A 15,357-nucleotide genomic window follows, 5' to 3' on the forward strand; every position below is an offset into this window, starting at 1 on the left:
AATGAAGCCTATTTTTTCTAAAATACATGCCCGCATCCTGGGGAGTGTCCTTTTTCTACTTGTTCTAGGGGGCATTATTTGGGGCACAATGGTCAAAGACAATCAAAATGAAAACAAGATTGTGGTTGAATCTCTTTTAAAAAAGACAACCAACACCAATACTGTGAAAAGTTTTGTATCAAAAGCACAAGATAAAATTTTATTCCTGAAATTATCAGGCCTTACAGAAGCTTCCCAAACCCTCGATATTGAAACACGAGTATCTGGAGCCATCAAGAAAGTATTGGTGTCAGAAGGCGATCAGGTAAAAAAAGGGGCGCTCCTTGCGGAGCTGAAAGTGGAAGATCGGCTTGAAAAATTAGAATCCGCGAAATCTTTTGTAAAATTAAGGGAAATGCAACACGAAGCTGCGAAAAGATTGGTTGCAAAAGGATTTACATCTCCTATTTCTTTCGCTGACACGAAAAAAAATCTTTCTGAGGCACAGCTGGCCTTGGTCCAAGCTCAGCTTGAATTGAGTTATTTAAAGATCAGAGCTCCATTCTCTGGAATCGTTAATGCCGTTTATGTGGACACAGGCAGTATCATTTCAGATATGACGACGGATAGACGAATTTGTAGTCTTATCAATATGCATCCCTTGTATCTCACGATTTACGTGACCGAAAAAGTCTATGAACAATTAAAGAACGGGAATGCCGTGGGGGTGCGCTTAGCAGATGGGCGGGTGCTTGAGGGGAAGATAGATTCCATCTCTCTAGTGGCAGACCCCAAAACCAGAACCTTTCCAGTGAGTGTTTTGGTTCCAAACCCCAAACATACCTTTCCTATAGGAATGACAGCGGTAGTTGAGGTTCCCTTGAAGAGGCAGCGTGTTCATCAATTGAACCCCTCATGGGTGACACTTTCAAAAGAGGGGGTGATGGGGGTGATGGCTGTTGAAAACGGATTGGCGGTTTTTTACCCGGTTACGGTCCTAGATTCTTCTCCTTCGCATCTCTATGTCTCTGGGTTACCAGATCAAGTGGAAATTATTACGCTCGGGCAGGAAACTGTAGCGTCTGGCACCAAGGTTCAGGCTCAATTAGAATCTCTTAATCTCGACGGGGAATAATATGAAGTCTCTGATCGAGCTTTCTCTTAAATATCGTCGACTGGTTCTGTTGTTGTTTTCTTTTCTGGTAGGAGCCGGAATCGTGACGTATCTCACGATTCCGCGAGAGTCTGATCCTGATGTTCAAATTCCCATCGTTTTTGTGTCCATAACGTATCGGGGTGTTTCACCTGAAGATAGTGAACGGCTTTTGTTAAAGCCAACGGAACAGCACCTTCAAAGCTTGGACGGTATCAAAGAGATTCAATCCACTGCCTCTGAAGGCATGGCAAATATTCAAATCAGCTTTCAGGCCGGAACCGACATCAATAAAGCCATTACGCAAGTGCGGGATCGCATCAGTCTGGTTAAAAAGGAACTACCCATAGATGCAGATGAACCGCTTGTAACTGAAATTAATGTGAGTTTATTCCCCATTTTGATTGTCCAGCTTTCGGGGTCCGTTCCGGAAAGATTTTTATATAAAGTATCTGAAGATCTCCAAGACAAATTAGAACGAATCGACAAAGTCCTTACAGCAAAAGTTATTGGGGGCAGAGAAGAAATTTTGGAAATTCAGTTGGATCCCTTTAAAATGCAAGCCTATGATATTCAGATTGAAGATGTAATGGCGCTCTTTCGGGCCAACAACGCCATGGTACTTTCCGGTCAACTTGTTTTAGGAGACGGAGAATTCCCTTTAAAAACGCCAGGCCTTATTGTGACCGAGGATGGGTTTTCTAATTTTCCCATCAAAACAGTAAACAACGCTGTTGTCTTCCTTAAGGATATCGCGAATGTTCGCAAAACCTATAAAAGAACGCGCACGCTGTCGCGTGCCCAGGGTATTCCAACCATTTCTTTGGAGATCTCAAAAAGAATAGGAGAAAATATTATTCAGACCATCGATGAGTGTCGGAAAGTGACGAATGAATACTTAGCGCCACTCAAAGGAAAAGTGCAGGTTTCTTTTTCGCAAGATCGATCGAAAGACATTCGGAATATGCTCGCAGAACTGCAAAACAATATTATTTTGGCGGTCTTGTTAGTTATGATTGTTGTTATTTTTACTTTAGGGTGGCGCTCTTCTTTGCTTGTTGGGATCTCTATCCCGGCGTCTTTCTTAGCGGGTATCTTTTTCTTAGGGCTCATGAAAATCACGTTGAACATAGTGGTTCTTTTTAGCTTAATTTTGTCTGTGGGCATGTTAGTGGATGGGGCCATTATCGTCATCGAGTATGCAGATCGTAAAATGGCAGAAGGGATGCGCCGCTTTGAGGCGTACAGAACCGCCGCCTTTAAAATGTCTGGACCCGTTATCTCTTCTTTGGCAACCCATATTGTTGTCTTTCTACCTCTGCTGTTTTGGCCAGGCATTGTGGGGAAATTTATGAAATTTTTGCCGCTAACGTTGATTTGTACGTTAGGTATGTCTCTTTTTGTGGCGCTTATTCTGATCCCTGTTTTGGGCAGTTATTTTGGGAAATTAGATACAAAAGATACCGAAAAAATAAAAGAACTGGCCGAGGTGGAAACGGGGCCCTTAGAGAATTTTAAGGGTAGTTCTGGAGGGTATGTGAGATTCTTAAGTCCTCTTTTAAATGCGCCAAAAAAAACATTGCTGGGGGTGACAATTTTAGTTGTCGCTATCTTTGGAATTTATGGAAAGTTTGGTAAAGGAGTGGAGTTCTTTCCTTATATAGAACCGGAACAAGCCTCCTATTTAGTGCGTCTAAAGGGCAACCTCTCCACAGAAACAAAGTATGATCTCGTGACAGAGGTGGAATCTAAAATTCTACATGCGACGGAATTTAAATCTGTGTATACCAGCGCTGGATTGATTGATGAAAGAGATCCGGAAATCATTGGTCGAATTACAGTAGAGCTTATCGATTGGAAGGACAGGGGGAAAGCAACCCCGCTGCTAGATCGTTATTTGAAAACCATGCAAGTTTTCCCCGGGTTAAAGATCGAGTTGGAGAAACAAAATAGTGGTCCCACCCAAGGAAAGGATATTCAAATTGAGATCACCTCCCAATCTCCTGAACTCATAGAGCCCGAACTAAAGAGACTTCGTTCCTTTATAGATAAAATACCAGGATTAAAGGATATTGACGATACAAGTCCCTTGCCAGGAATTGAATGGGCTGTTCAGATTGATCGTATTGAAGCCGCGAAAGCGGGCACAAATCTTGTGCAGATTGGTAACGTTGTGCAAATGGTGGGGGATGGCGTTAGAGTCTCCTCTTACCAGCCGTCTGAAAGTAAAAAAGCAGTCGATGTTACCCTTCGGTTTCCCGAAGAATATCGAAATCTGAAAAATCTTCAGGGGCTTAGATTACCGACGAAAGAAGGGGCTTTACCCGTGGATTCTTTCATCAAAGTTTTGCCCAAACAAAAAGTTCACACCCTAGATCGTATTAATGGGAAATCTGTTAAAAAAATCATGGCAAATGTGGAGAAGGGGGTTCTTGCAAACAATAAGATTAAAGAAATCAAACAATTTTTGAAGGAAAACCCACCCTCTTCTAAAGTTTCTGTTGAGTTCAAAGGAGATCAAGAAGATCAGCAAGAGTCTCAGACCTTTCTTATCAATGCATTTGTGGTGGCCCTTTTTACTATCTTGATTATTCTCGTAGCTCAGTTCAACAGTTTCTTTAGCGCGTTCCTAGTTTTAAGTGCTGTTATTCTGGCGACAGCGGGGGGCCTCTTGGGGCTTTTAATTATGAATCAGCCCTTTAGTATTGTGATGGGAGGGATCGGGATGATTGCTTTGGCGGGGATTATTGTTAGTAATAATATTATTTTTATTGATACTTTTGATCATCTGTCGCAAACCAGCCAAAATATGAAAGAAGTCATTCTCAGAACGGGGGCTTTGCGTCTGCGTCCTATCGTGTTGACTCAGCTGACAGCGATCTTGGGGTTAATGCCCATTCTGCTGAGGCTTGATATAGATTTTATGAATTTTTCTGTCCATCAAGGGGCGCCTTCCAGTGCTTGGTGGGTACAACTCGCAACGGTTATTGCCTTTGGATTGGCCTTTGGATCCATTATTACGTTAATCGCAACGCCTTGTGCTTTGATGGTCAGAGAGAATTCCCGACGAAAGAAGGTATTAAAAGTAACAAAGAATATTGACCCAACATGATTTGGACACTATAGTCTCTGCTTGTGTGGGTACTTAGCTCAGCCGGTAGAGCATCTGACTTTTAATCAGGGGGTCATAGGTTCGAATCCTATAGTACCCACCACTTTTTCAAAAAGAGCCTCCTCACAGGTTTTTCCGCTTTAAAGTTATTTTTCTATAGAGTAAACTCTACACAAATGGTTTAGGCACATGTTGAATACGCTATCAAAGCAAACGGATACGCTTTTTAGAAAAACATCCCCCGTGAATACGGAGGCTGAGCAAGCTTTGTTGGGATGCATCCTTCACAATAATCATGCGTTGGAAAAAGTTTCTGACTTCTTAAGGGCAGAGCACTTTGCTGACAAAAACAATGGGAAAGTGTTTCGAGCCATTTGCCGTCTGATCGACCAAGGCAAAGTGGCAGATCCCATCACCTTAAAAGACTTTTTTGAAAAGGAACAAGACCTGAGCGAAATTGGGGGGGTCCACTATCTTCTTCAATTAGCAGATTCGGTTGTGTCTATCGGAAATGCGGCTCACTATGGTCAGCTTATTTATGACCTCTTCTTGAGACGTGAACTGATTGATATCGGGGAAGAGATGGTGGTGACAGCCCATGGCCATGACCTGGAAAAAGGGGCAGTGAACCAAATCGAAGAGGCTGAACAGAAATTATTTAATTTGGTATTAACGGGGGCTGGAACCGAATCCAAAGCACAATCTCTGCATGATTCTTTGGTGACTGCTTTAAAGATCGCAGAGGTTGCATATAAACGAGACAGCAAAGTGGTGGGAATCACCACCGGCCTTCGAGATATTGATAAGTGGTTGGGGGGATTACATCCTTCTGATTTGGTCATTGTGGCAGGTCGTCCTTCCATGGGAAAAACAGGTTTTGGGGCCACCATCGCCTTTAATGCGGCTTTGGCACGTCACCAAAAAAAGAATGAAGGCGGCGTTGTTGCCTTTTTCTCGTTAGAAATGTCATCAGACCAGATTGCTACTCGTTTATTGTCCCAAGAGGCTAAAATTACCTCTGATAAGATCAGGCGAGGGGAGCTTAGTTCCTCGGATTTTCCCAAACTGATTGAGGCCAACCGACGCATTAGTGAGCTGCCTCTATATATCGATGATACGCCGGCACTCACAGTATCTTCTCTTCGCACAAAAGCTAGAAGATTAAAGCGTCAACAGGGATTAGACATGATCGTAGTTGATTACCTTCAATTGATGCGGGGTGGGGTGAACAGTCTTGAAAACCGTGTCCAAGAAATTTCGGAAATCACGCGGGGACTCAAAGCGTTGGCAAAAGAATTACACGTACCCGTTATGGCCCTTTCACAATTGTCTCGTGCCGTTGAACAGCGGGATGACAAGCGGCCACATCTCTCTGACCTCCGAGAGTCTGGGTCCATTGAGCAAGATGCCGATGTGGTGATCTTTATTTATCGGGAAGAATATTATGAATCCCGTAAGGAACCTGAAGCAGGTACAGAAAAATATGCTGTTTGGCAAGAGAGGATGGAGACAATTCAGAATCAAGCTGATATTATTATAGCGAAGCAACGTCATGGTCCTGTTGGAACGGTAAAGCTCTTCTTTGATGCGAGATTCACGCATTTTGCTGACCTTGCAAAAACCCAGCAGAATTAATTTTGAACAGGGAATAAGAAAAGTGTTAACAAAACAGCAGCAAAAACTTCTATTTTTCATTAAAAGTTTTCAAGACCAGAAGGGGATTAGTCCTTCCTACGATGAGATGAGATGTGCTTTAAACCAAAAGTCAAAGTCTAGTGTGCACATGTTATTGAAGGCCCTTGTGGAACGAGGTTTTGTGCGGAAACTGAACCATAAAGCGCGCGCCATAGAAGTGATCAAGTTTGTGAATCAAGATTCCGCCTTTGCTGCAAGTGAGGGGCGTCCTCTGAAGGTAGAGGAAAATCAACCTTCCGTTGTATCTTCTCAGTCTAAGGACGAAATGCTTGCCTATGTGCCTTTTTATGGCAAACACAGCACCATTTTCTCCCTGAAAACTTTTTTATCGAGCCCTGAAAAAATATTGTCCATTCCAAAGGAAATCCTTTTCTATCTAGAAGGACATGATTATTGTGCCTTGCAAATAAGTGGAGAATCCCTCAAAGAAGTAGCCATCCTTGATGACGATATGTTATTTTTTAAAATGGGTGTAGAGGCACACCCTGGGCAGATTGTTTTAGCCGTGGTGGATGATGAGACGGTGCACATGAAGAAATGGGAAATCACGGACGGAAAAGTGGTGTTATCCCTGGGGAGTAAATACATGATGCCTCAAGTCTATGACAGGGATAGAGTTAGCATTAAGGGCGTAATGGTGGCGCTCGGAAGGGTTTATAAGTAATCCTTCAAGGAATCAGCCAATTCACAAAATTGCACCACAGACACTTCTTCGGGTCGTATGTGCCTTTCTATTCCCACCTTTTTAAATATCCCTAAAAGATCCGGATGGCCCAGTTTCTTGAGGCTGGTGCCGATCATCTTTCGGCGTTGATGAAAAACAAGTTGGGTGAGTGTTTCCAAATGTGTCTGAGAGACATCATAAAGGGGTCTCTCTCGGGGGATCAGATGAACCACGGCGGACATCACCTTGGGAGAGGGCTTGAAGGCCTCAGGGGGGACAGTAAACAGCAGCTTTACCTCACAGAGCCATTGCACCAAGATGGAGAGTCGACCATAGGCCTTTGTTTTCGGTTGGGCACAAAGTCTCTCCACAACTTCTTCTTGCAGCATGAGTGTCAAGGAGGTGATGGAGGAGAGTTCACTCATCCAATTCAGCAAAAGCTTATTGCCGATGTTATAGGGAAGGTTCGCCACGATTTTTATTTTTTGAGAGAACTCTTCTTTAAGGGATATCTGTAAAGCATCCTTTTTTAGCAAAGAAAATCGAGGGCTTTCTAGCTTTTCTAGGCTGGGCCAGAATTGGCGATCAATTTCAATACTTGTCAGATGGTGTATATTAGAGGCAAGAAGGGTGCGCGTTAGAATGCCTGGACCTGGTCCAATTTCAATCACACGGTCCGTGGGGGAAAGGTGGGCGTGGGTGATAATTCGATCCACAACAGAGATGTCGATTAAAAAATGCTGTCCAAATTTTTTATGGGGGATAAATCGCTTAGATTCTGATTTCAATAGAGGCTACTCTTTTAGCTTCCTTTAATTTTTGTTCCGAAATAGACATAAATCTTTGATTTGAAATTTGATTGGCAACGCCTTCAATAGACTTCGTCTTCTCTACCGGTGTTTCGGCTCGTTCGCAGACTAGGAAAAACACAATGGTATTATTGGCGGGATTAAAAATACCTTTGCTGGGAACGCCTGTTTCCAGGTCTTTCAGGACCGTCTGTAGATCAGGGGACAGATCATTCAATCGTACCGTTTTATATACATGGATCTGGGAGTCGGGGATTTGATCAGAAAGCTGGTCAAATTCAGTACACGTGGTCGTCGTTTGTACCAGTTTGTTTAGCTTTTCCATCTTTTCATCAAGTTCTTTTTGATCTTTGGCCATTTTCTCAGATATTTTAACTTCAATCTGGCGTGCCGTCAGGGTGGGCTGTAACACATTGGTATCTTTTTTATCGATCAGGAGGATAAGTTTATACCCTTGTTCTGTCCGAATCGGAGAGGTTATCTGGCCTGGTTGAAGGTGCTGCAACGTTTCTAAGAGTTCTGTCTCAATCATGTCTTGATTAATCCATCCTATATCTCCACCCCGAGCGGCAGAGGGGGCGTGAGATTGGGTATGGGCAAGCATCATAAAGGGTTGCTTTGCTTTGAGTCCATTTTGAATTTTTGCCATGGCTTCTAAAGCTTTTTCCTCTGACCCGCCCTCTGGGACGTAGATTTCAATTTCAGCTAAATGGTACTGAATATTGTTTAAAGAAGGGCTTATGATTTCTTTTAATTCTTTTTTGTCGATTTCTAAAGAGCTTCCCGCCCACGCGCCTATGTACTGTCTCCAGAGCAAATCAGCTTTAATAGAAGTAATGAGAGTTGATTCAGGAATGCCTCGTGTTTTTAACATTTTTCGAAAGCTGTTTTTAGGAAAGTTGTTTTGTTTTTCAAGATGTTCAATAGTTGTTTCAATATCTTTTGGGTCGGCTTTAAGACTGAATTTTTCTGTTGTCTGAATTTTGATCAATTCATCAATTAAAATATTTAAAACTTGGTGTATGACTTGACTTTTTTCTGTGGGGGATAGTTTTTCAATCGGCATCTTAAGGACGAGTTTGAGCTTGTTATGTAAATCTTTTACAGATATGGGTGTTCCATTCACTATGGCGGCAATCGTTGCCGTTCCCGAGGGGTGACGGTCTTTTTTGTAGAGAGTGATTTTTTTTTCAGTAGAAGACAGAGGTTTCTCAGAGATGAATTCAGATGCATTGTTATCGTGATCAACAGGAGGAGGGGTATCCAAACTTCTAGAAAAAGAAACGCCGACCCCAGAGGCTATCTGACACAAAAGAAAAAGAAAGGGTAAAATTCTAAGAAACATTATTTTTTAAATTTAAGTTAAATACACGTTGGAAAAAGATTCCGAACAGGTTACTAATTGAGTTATATTCACGAGATGCATTTAAGTCAAATTTTTAAATAAAACATGAAAAAGATAGAAAAATATATTCTCAAAGAGATTAGCCTAACATTCTTTTTTATTGTTGGCATTTTGGTTGCCTCGTTGTGGGTCATCCAATCTTTAAAATTTATGGGCCCTTTTTTGAAGTCAAGCGAAGGACTTTTATCCTTTTTTTATCTGATCCTTCTGACTTTACCAGATTTATTGGTCATTATCGCGCCGGTGGGGTTACTCATTTCCATTGTTATTTTATACAATCGGTTCCATGCTGACAGAGAATTACCGGTTATGTTTTCATCAGGATATAGTGTGTGGCAAATTGCTCGTCCAGCTTTGTTTTTTTCAGGTGGGGTTACCCTTTTTATCTATGTGTTAAGCATTTTTATTTTGCCGGCCTCTTTTGGCAGAATCCGAGATATGGAAATGCAGCTTAAGTCTTCTTTACCAAGCGTCCTCGTTCAAGAAGGCGTTTTTAACTCTTTTGGGGATATCACAATTTATGTTAATAACAAGATTGGAAATAACATAAAGGGCATCATTGCCCATGTGCAAGAACCTAACAAAAACCCTTATACCATTATAGCAAGAGAAGGGGAGCTTGTAATCGAAGACAGAATGCCAAAGATTTTTATGGAGCATGGAACCCGTCAAGAAAAAAACCTTGTCAGTGGAGAGTTATCTGTTTTGTATTTTGACCGTACGATTATTTCTTTAGCAGAGGAAGGAAAGTCTACCCCACATATTCGACCTAAAAAGCCATATGAATTGTCTGTTTTTGAACTCATTTCTCCTGATAATATTACTTTGCCCCATGGGCAAAAGCTTTATGCTGAGGGATATCAGCGTCTATTGAGTCCCCTATACTCTATGGCTTTTGCCATGATTGGCCTTTGTTTCCTTTTATATGCTTCCTTCCGCCGTCGAGGACAATCTCTTTCCATTTTCCAAGCTATTTTTGTGGCTTTGGTATTGGAAAGTTTGTCTTTGTTTTTAATGAACTTAGGGGCGCAAAGTTGGTACGGTATTTTCGGGGCCTATGTCTTGATGATAGGAACAATCTTTGTATGTTTTTTGATTTTGAGGAAAGAGGCTAAAATCTAACAGTGAGATATTTCCTTACTTTATCAAGATACATATGGAAATCATTCTTTGTATGGAATGGGGTTGTTTTATCTGTTTTGGCTTTTGTATCGTTTTTATTTAATGTGGTGGAATTAAAACGACGCGCTCATGGCAACGATTATATAAAATTTGGCCAAATTGTTAAAATCTCTTTTTTACAGTTACCAAGCATTTTGGATCAGCTTACCCCTTTGGTTGTATTATTTTCCACCATGATTTTTTTATGGATTCTTCAGAAGAGATCTGAGATTACAGTCATAAGATCTTTGGGTTATTCTATTTGGTCCTTGGTTACCCCCATGATTATGGGGGTTGGGCTCTATTCCATTGTTTATTTCTCTCTCCTAAATTCTTTGTCATCCTCTATGAAGGAAGAAAGTATCGTTTATCAGAATCAAGTTTTTCGAAAAACAACAGATTTGTCCGCGGTTTCTAAAAGCGGTTTATGGTTGAAACATCCAAAACTTAATGGTGATTATACAATCATTCATTTGGGGGCTTTGCTGGATCAAAAAACTTTTGGGGTTTCAACTCTTTATGACTTTGCTCCCGACGGCCAATTCATTAAAAGATATGATGTAGAAAAAGTTGATGTGCAATCGAATCAATGGATTTTAGAGCATCCGCGGCTTACGGAGTCAAATGAAATTCAAGTACCCGTAGAGAACGTTGCTTTGGATATCAAATTCACTCTTCAGAAGATCCAACAAACTTTTCAAGCCCCTATTTCTATTTCCTTTTGGAAACTTCCTAAGTTTATAAACTTGATTGAAAAAACAGGCCTGTCTTCCACCGAACACACTCTGTATTTTTTTAACTTATTGATGAAGCCTTTTATACTTCTTGCGATGGTATTGATCGGGGGCGTGTGTGCCTTTGCGTCGCTGAGACGACAAGATGCTTTTGTTTTTATTTTGTCTGGCATTTTTGCTGGATTCTTTCTGCATTTTTTACATCAAGTTTTTTACGCTTTGGGAGAATCCTTAAAAATTCCCTTGTTCTTTGCCGCTCTAACACCAACTTTTATTAGTATTTTGGTTGGGTTAATATTTCTCGTTCATTTAGAAGAAGGTTAAATTGAATCATTTCTATTTTGTTTATTTTTTAGTGATGATGGTCGTAGGATATACATCGGTTTCTAGTTCTATGCCTCCGAAGATATCACAAAAAAAAACAGACTTTTTGTTGAGGGCTGACCAGATTTCCCATGATAAAGATCTTGGTATTGTGATTGCCAGAGGGAACGTAAAGATTTCAGATGGAATTGAAATTATTGAGGCAGACACGGTTACATATAATGAAAAACTCAATTTAGTCTCCGCCTCTAGTCACGTAAGGTTCTATGATAAGAAGGGAGGGATTACTACCGGGAACTATATGGAGATTACGGAAGATTTAAAAAACGGCTTTGTGGAAAAGGTTTACGTTTTAACCAAAGATGAAGAAAGGTTTGCCGCAGAGATTGTTACTAAAGAAGGAGATCTCTCTACGTTCAGAAGAGGTGTTTATTCTCCGTGTGAAATGTGCAAAACAAAACCTTGCAAGCCGCCGATCTGGCAACTACGAGCTTCCCAAATAAAAAAAGATGATGCGGAAAAAATGGTTTATTATCGGAATGTCTTTTTGGATATCAAGGGAGTTCCTGTTTTCTATTTTCCTTATCTAAATCATCCTGATCCTTCAGTTACACGAAAAGATGGTCTTTTAATGCCTTTTTTTGGGAACAGTACTTCCTTAGGTATGATAGCGGGGATTCCCTACTACTTTAGTCCTAATCCAAGTGAAGCAGTGATCATCCGTCCCATTATCATGACCAAAGAAAATCCCATGTTGTCAGGTTCATATAATCGATTATTTAAAAAAGGATCGGTTTCCCTGTCGGGTAGTATGATTCACACATCAAACATAACGGGGCCTGAGAATGACGAAACAAAGAACAAGGAAAGGATGCATGGTCATTTAATAGGGTCCGGCTTGTTTGACCTTGACTCTAATTGGCGAGCGCGGGCAAAAATTGAACGGACAACAAGCCCCACTTACTTTAAAAAGTATTATTTTGTAGCGGATGAATCCTATATAAATAAAAACTATTTAACTAGTTCTTTAAATGTAGAGGGATTCTACGGAAAAAATTATATGTCTGCGGAAGGATTGGATTTTCAAAATCTAAGGGCAGATGTGAGTAATAAGACCATCCCCTTTGTGGCACCTGTTCTTATTGGGTCTTATGTGACGCCTCCCGGACAATGGGGAGAGTTCTGGTCTATGGACTTAAATCAAGCTTATATAGATAGAGAGCTAGGAGAACGTGTTGAGCGTATCTCCACAGCAGGCACATTTACGCTACCCCATATTTTTTCAACAGGTGTTGTTCAGGAACTGAAAGTTTTCTTAAGGGGAGACTATTATGATGTCCGGAAATATCAAATACCAGGAACCCAGTCCAACGTAAATCAAGGCATGGGACGGCTTATTCCTGGTGCGGCTCTTACCTTGAAATACCCCCTAATTAATCAATTTGGTAGAAGTAAAAAACTTATTGTAGAGCCTGTTGTTGGCGTTGTTACACTGCCGAGTGGATTGAATAATTCAAAGTACCCCAATGAGGACAGTCAGAACTTTGAATTTGAAGCCGTGCACTTGATGCAACCACAAAGGTTTGCGGGATTTGATCTTATTGATGACGGGCAGAGATTGAATTATGGAGCCCATGTTAATTTATATTCCAAATCAAAGACTCTTCTGCAATTCTTTGCCGGGCAAAGTTATAGTTTTTCTAAAGAAAATCAATTTGATCCTTTTTGTGGGGTGGGAAAAGGGTTTTCCGATTATGTGGGCCGAGTTGTTTGGTCTCCTCTCGATAATTATCGCCTTGCTTGGTACTTCAGGTTAGGCAAGAAAAAACTAGACCCTAAAAAGAACACGGTTAGTCTTACAGCAGGCCCCCCCCTCTTTAGAGTGGGGATAGGATATACACAAATCTATCGGACCTTGGTTGGCACTCAGTATGTTCGGAGAGAACAGATAAGCAATAGCATCTCTTCTCAGGTTCATAAAAACTGGACTGTATTTGTAAGTGAGGCTCGAGAATTTGCATATCAAAAAGGAGAACTCCAGCATGGGGCTGGGTTCATTTATCAAGATGACTGTTTTAAAGTTCGGTTTGATTTCTTCCGCACCTTTTACCAAGACCGAGATGTTGTGCCTTCAAAAACTGTTATGCTGACAATTGGATTGAAGAATCTTGGCGAGTACTCTACTGGATCAATGGCCTTGGATAAAGGAGGTCTTTCTTCTTCTTCAGCTATAGCCACTCAATCTTAATGATGTTTTCTATTTGTTTTTATTGTTTAAAACTGTTGGCCGTGTTAATACTTAAGTATCTGGAACGAATTAGGATCTTATAATGGATATGAATGCTCCTAGGGATGGTTTCTCAACCTTGAGATCCTGGATGTTTCCTGTATATCAAAATGAGTTTAAGAAAGTTATTCCGTTAGGCCTGATGATGATCCTCATCAGCTTTAATTTTTGGCTTCTCCATATTTCGAAAGATACTCTCGTCATTTCTGCTGAGCATTCGGGGGCAGAGGTTATCAATTTTTTAAAAATCCCCATCTTTGTTGTTTCTATTTTTCTTGTCATGGTGTTTACTTGGGGAGCAAACAAACTACAACAAAAGACGATTTTCTTTGTTGGTGTGGGAACGTTTCTTTGTTTCTTTTTGTTTTTTAATTACACGATCTACCCCAATAAAGAAGCCTTTCAATTATTTTCATCAGATCGACTTGTGGAATTGAAACTCCAATATCCTTGGTTTAAGTGGATGTTCCCTGTCATTTGTTATTGGCCTTACAGCCTTTTTTACATTATGTCTGAATTGTGGGGTTCCTTTGTATTAAGCATGCTATTCTGGCAGTTTGCAAACCAAATTACAACCGTTGAACAGTCTCGTCGTTTTTACATGTTGCTGGGGATGTTTAATGGTATTGGTACCATTCTCTCAGGATTTTTTATTACCCATTATGAGTCAAAGCTAGATGTCTATGTGGCGGATGCCTATGGATCAAAATTACATAATTTGCTTTTAGTATTTAGTATCAGTTGTGTATTAATCTTAATCATTTATTATTGGATTCATAAAACAGCCGTTAGACCTGATGAACTATATAAATTCTCGGGATCTAAAAACCAAAAGAACAAAATAAAACTATCTTTTGTGGAGAGCTTTAAGTACATACTGCACTCTCGGTATATGGGATATATTGCTTTGATTTCAATTGGGTATAATATCTCCATTAACTTTGTTGAGATTACTTGGAAAAGCCAAGTTAAGGAACTGTATCAAAATCCCCTAGCCATTGAATATTATTTTTCAAAAATAACAATTTATATGGGATTCTTAATTTTCTTTATTGGCTTTTTCGGAGCGGGATTTGTGCGCAGATTTAGTTGGCGTTGTAGTGCGCTGATTACCCCCATTGTTATGGTGGTCACCGCCATTCTGTTTTTTATAGTGACTTTATGGCAAGAGTCTTTGGCAACCGTTGCACAGATCCTAAGTATGACTCCCCTCGTATTCGCCGTTTGGGTAGGTCAGATTCATAACTTATCAAGCCGCAGTTGCAAATATAGTTTTTTTGCGGCCACCAGAGAAATGGCATTCATTCCTCTGGATGCAGAGCTGAAAGTAAAAGGAAAAGCCGCTGTGGATATCTTGAGTGGCCGTGTTGGAAAAGTTGGTGGATCCGTCGTACAGTCTTTTTTGTTATCCATCCCGGCGTTAGCCACCCAGCTTGCCATCGCGCCCTATCTGTTAGGTTTTGTTCTGGCTGTGTTTTTCATCTGGGTGATTTCCATTAATTTGCTCAACAAAGAATTTTTAAAAATAGCTTATGGCAGCACTACCTCCGACTTTGGGGTAGAAAAAACATGATGAGAAAAATCTTCATGGGCGCGGATCACGCCGGTGTTCTTTTTAAAAAAAAATTGAAAAAATATCTTGAGACAAAGGGGTATTTTGTTATTGATTTAGGCTCTTATGAAGAAGACAAGAGTGTGGATTACCCTGATTTTGCACGCCTTGTTTGTACACGTGTTTTGGCTGAGAAGGCGATGGGGATTCTTATTTGTGGATCAGGGATAGGGATGAGCATTGTGGCAAACAGATACCCTGGTATTCGGGCGGCTCTTTGCTGGAACCCAACTGTGGCGAAACTGTCACGAGAGCATGACGATGCGAATATTCTTGTGCTGGGGGCTCGACTCGTTAGTTATCCATCCGCCAAGGCTTGTGTGGATGTGTTTCTCTCTTCTTCATTTGAGGGGGGGCGACACCAACGACGTGTGGATAAAATAGAGAGTAATCTTTAATCTTATAACAATCTATGAAAGGGA

The 15,357-nt window shown here is 40.8% G+C and carries 11 protein-coding genes and 1 tRNA gene; 10 read left to right on the plus strand and 2 right to left on the minus strand.

Annotation, left to right across the window (positions count from 1 at the left end; genetic code table 11):
- Nucleotide 1: 1 nt before the first annotated feature.
- From A2621_02880 to A2621_02900, 5 genes are all read left to right on the plus strand, one after another.
- Nucleotides 2-1,114: a hypothetical protein gene (locus A2621_02880; protein ID OFW89815.1), complete on the plus strand. Its 1,113-nt coding sequence runs from the start codon at nucleotides 2-4 to the stop codon at nucleotides 1,112-1,114.
- Between the two features lies 1 nt (nucleotide 1,115).
- Entirely contained in the window at nucleotides 1,116-4,244 is a 3,129-nt protein-coding gene (locus A2621_02885; GenBank protein OFW89816.1) for a hypothetical protein, read from the plus strand.
- 27 nt (nucleotides 4,245-4,271) lie between these two features.
- A tRNA-Lys gene (locus A2621_02890) sits at nucleotides 4,272-4,347 on the plus strand.
- Between the two features lie 86 nt (nucleotides 4,348-4,433).
- Nucleotides 4,434-5,879, plus strand: coding sequence for a replicative DNA helicase (locus A2621_02895; GenBank protein ID OFW89817.1), 1,446 nt, complete (start codon nucleotides 4,434-4,436; stop codon nucleotides 5,877-5,879).
- A gap of 22 nt (nucleotides 5,880-5,901) precedes the next feature.
- Nucleotides 5,902-6,603 (plus strand): hypothetical protein, encoded by a 702-nt coding sequence (locus A2621_02900; protein ID OFW89818.1) that lies wholly within the window; start codon nucleotides 5,902-5,904, stop codon nucleotides 6,601-6,603.
- Here the strand turns inward: A2621_02900 and A2621_02905 are convergent.
- A complete protein-coding gene (locus tag A2621_02905) occupies nucleotides 6,594-7,391 on the minus strand; it encodes a ribosomal RNA small subunit methyltransferase A (protein ID OFW89819.1) in 798 nt (265 codons plus the stop codon). The two genes, A2621_02900 and A2621_02905, sit on opposite strands and share 10 nt — an antisense overlap.
- Nucleotides 7,375-8,757 (minus strand): hypothetical protein, encoded by a 1,383-nt coding sequence (locus tag A2621_02910; protein ID OFW89820.1) that lies wholly within the window; start codon nucleotides 8,755-8,757, stop codon nucleotides 7,375-7,377. The genes A2621_02905 and A2621_02910 overlap by 17 nt, the downstream gene beginning before the upstream one ends.
- Nucleotides 8,758-8,862: 105 nt before the next feature.
- Here A2621_02910 and A2621_02915 point away from each other — a divergent pair, with 105 nt between their 5' ends.
- The 5 genes from A2621_02915 (at nucleotide 8,863) to A2621_02935 (ending at nucleotide 15,333) form a co-directional block, all read left to right on the plus strand.
- Nucleotides 8,863-9,939: a hypothetical protein gene (locus A2621_02915; protein ID OFW89821.1), complete on the plus strand. Its 1,077-nt coding sequence runs from the start codon at nucleotides 8,863-8,865 to the stop codon at nucleotides 9,937-9,939.
- A gap of 2 nt (nucleotides 9,940-9,941) precedes the next feature.
- Nucleotides 9,942-11,036, plus strand: a complete 1,095-nt coding sequence (locus tag A2621_02920; protein OFW89822.1) for a hypothetical protein — start codon at nucleotides 9,942-9,944, stop codon at nucleotides 11,034-11,036.
- A 1-nt stretch (nucleotide 11,037) separates the two neighbouring features.
- Complete coding sequence (locus A2621_02925; protein OFW89823.1) at nucleotides 11,038-13,284, plus strand: hypothetical protein; 2,247 nt, start codon at nucleotides 11,038-11,040, stop codon at nucleotides 13,282-13,284.
- 130 nt (nucleotides 13,285-13,414) lie between these two features.
- A complete protein-coding gene (locus tag A2621_02930; GenBank protein ID OFW89824.1) occupies nucleotides 13,415-14,896 on the plus strand; it encodes a hypothetical protein in 1,482 nt (493 codons plus the stop codon).
- Nucleotides 14,893-15,333, plus strand: a complete 441-nt coding sequence (locus A2621_02935) for a ribose 5-phosphate isomerase B (protein OFW89825.1) — start codon at nucleotides 14,893-14,895, stop codon at nucleotides 15,331-15,333. Before A2621_02930 ends, A2621_02935 begins: the two co-directional genes overlap by 4 nt.
- Nucleotides 15,334-15,357 lie beyond the last annotated feature (24 nt).

The sequence above is a fragment of the Alphaproteobacteria bacterium RIFCSPHIGHO2_01_FULL_41_14 genome, from assembly GCA_001767855.1.
Lineage (GTDB): Bacteria > Pseudomonadota > Alphaproteobacteria > UBA7879 > UBA5542 > 2-01-FULL-41-14.

Bases quoted from the DNA above. Each gene is read 5' to 3' on its own strand.
- A2621_02930 (OFW89824.1), top strand. From the start codon at position 13,415: ATGTTTCCTGTATATCAAAATGAGTTTAAGAAAGTTATTCCGTTAGGC.
- A2621_02915 (OFW89821.1), top strand. From the start codon at position 8,863: ATGAAAAAGATAGAAAAATATATTCTCAAAGAGATTAGCCTAACATTC.
- A2621_02910 (OFW89820.1), bottom strand. From the start codon at position 8,757: ATGTTTCTTAGAATTTTACCCTTTCTTTTTCTTTTGTGTCAGATAGCC.
- A2621_02935 (OFW89825.1), top strand. From the start codon at position 14,893: ATGATGAGAAAAATCTTCATGGGCGCGGATCACGCCGGTGTTCTTTTT.
- A2621_02880 (OFW89815.1), top strand. From the start codon at position 2: ATGAAGCCTATTTTTTCTAAAATACATGCCCGCATCCTGGGGAGTGTC.
- A2621_02895 (OFW89817.1), top strand. From the start codon at position 4,434: ATGTTGAATACGCTATCAAAGCAAACGGATACGCTTTTTAGAAAAACA.
- A2621_02885 (OFW89816.1), top strand. From the start codon at position 1,116: ATGAAGTCTCTGATCGAGCTTTCTCTTAAATATCGTCGACTGGTTCTG.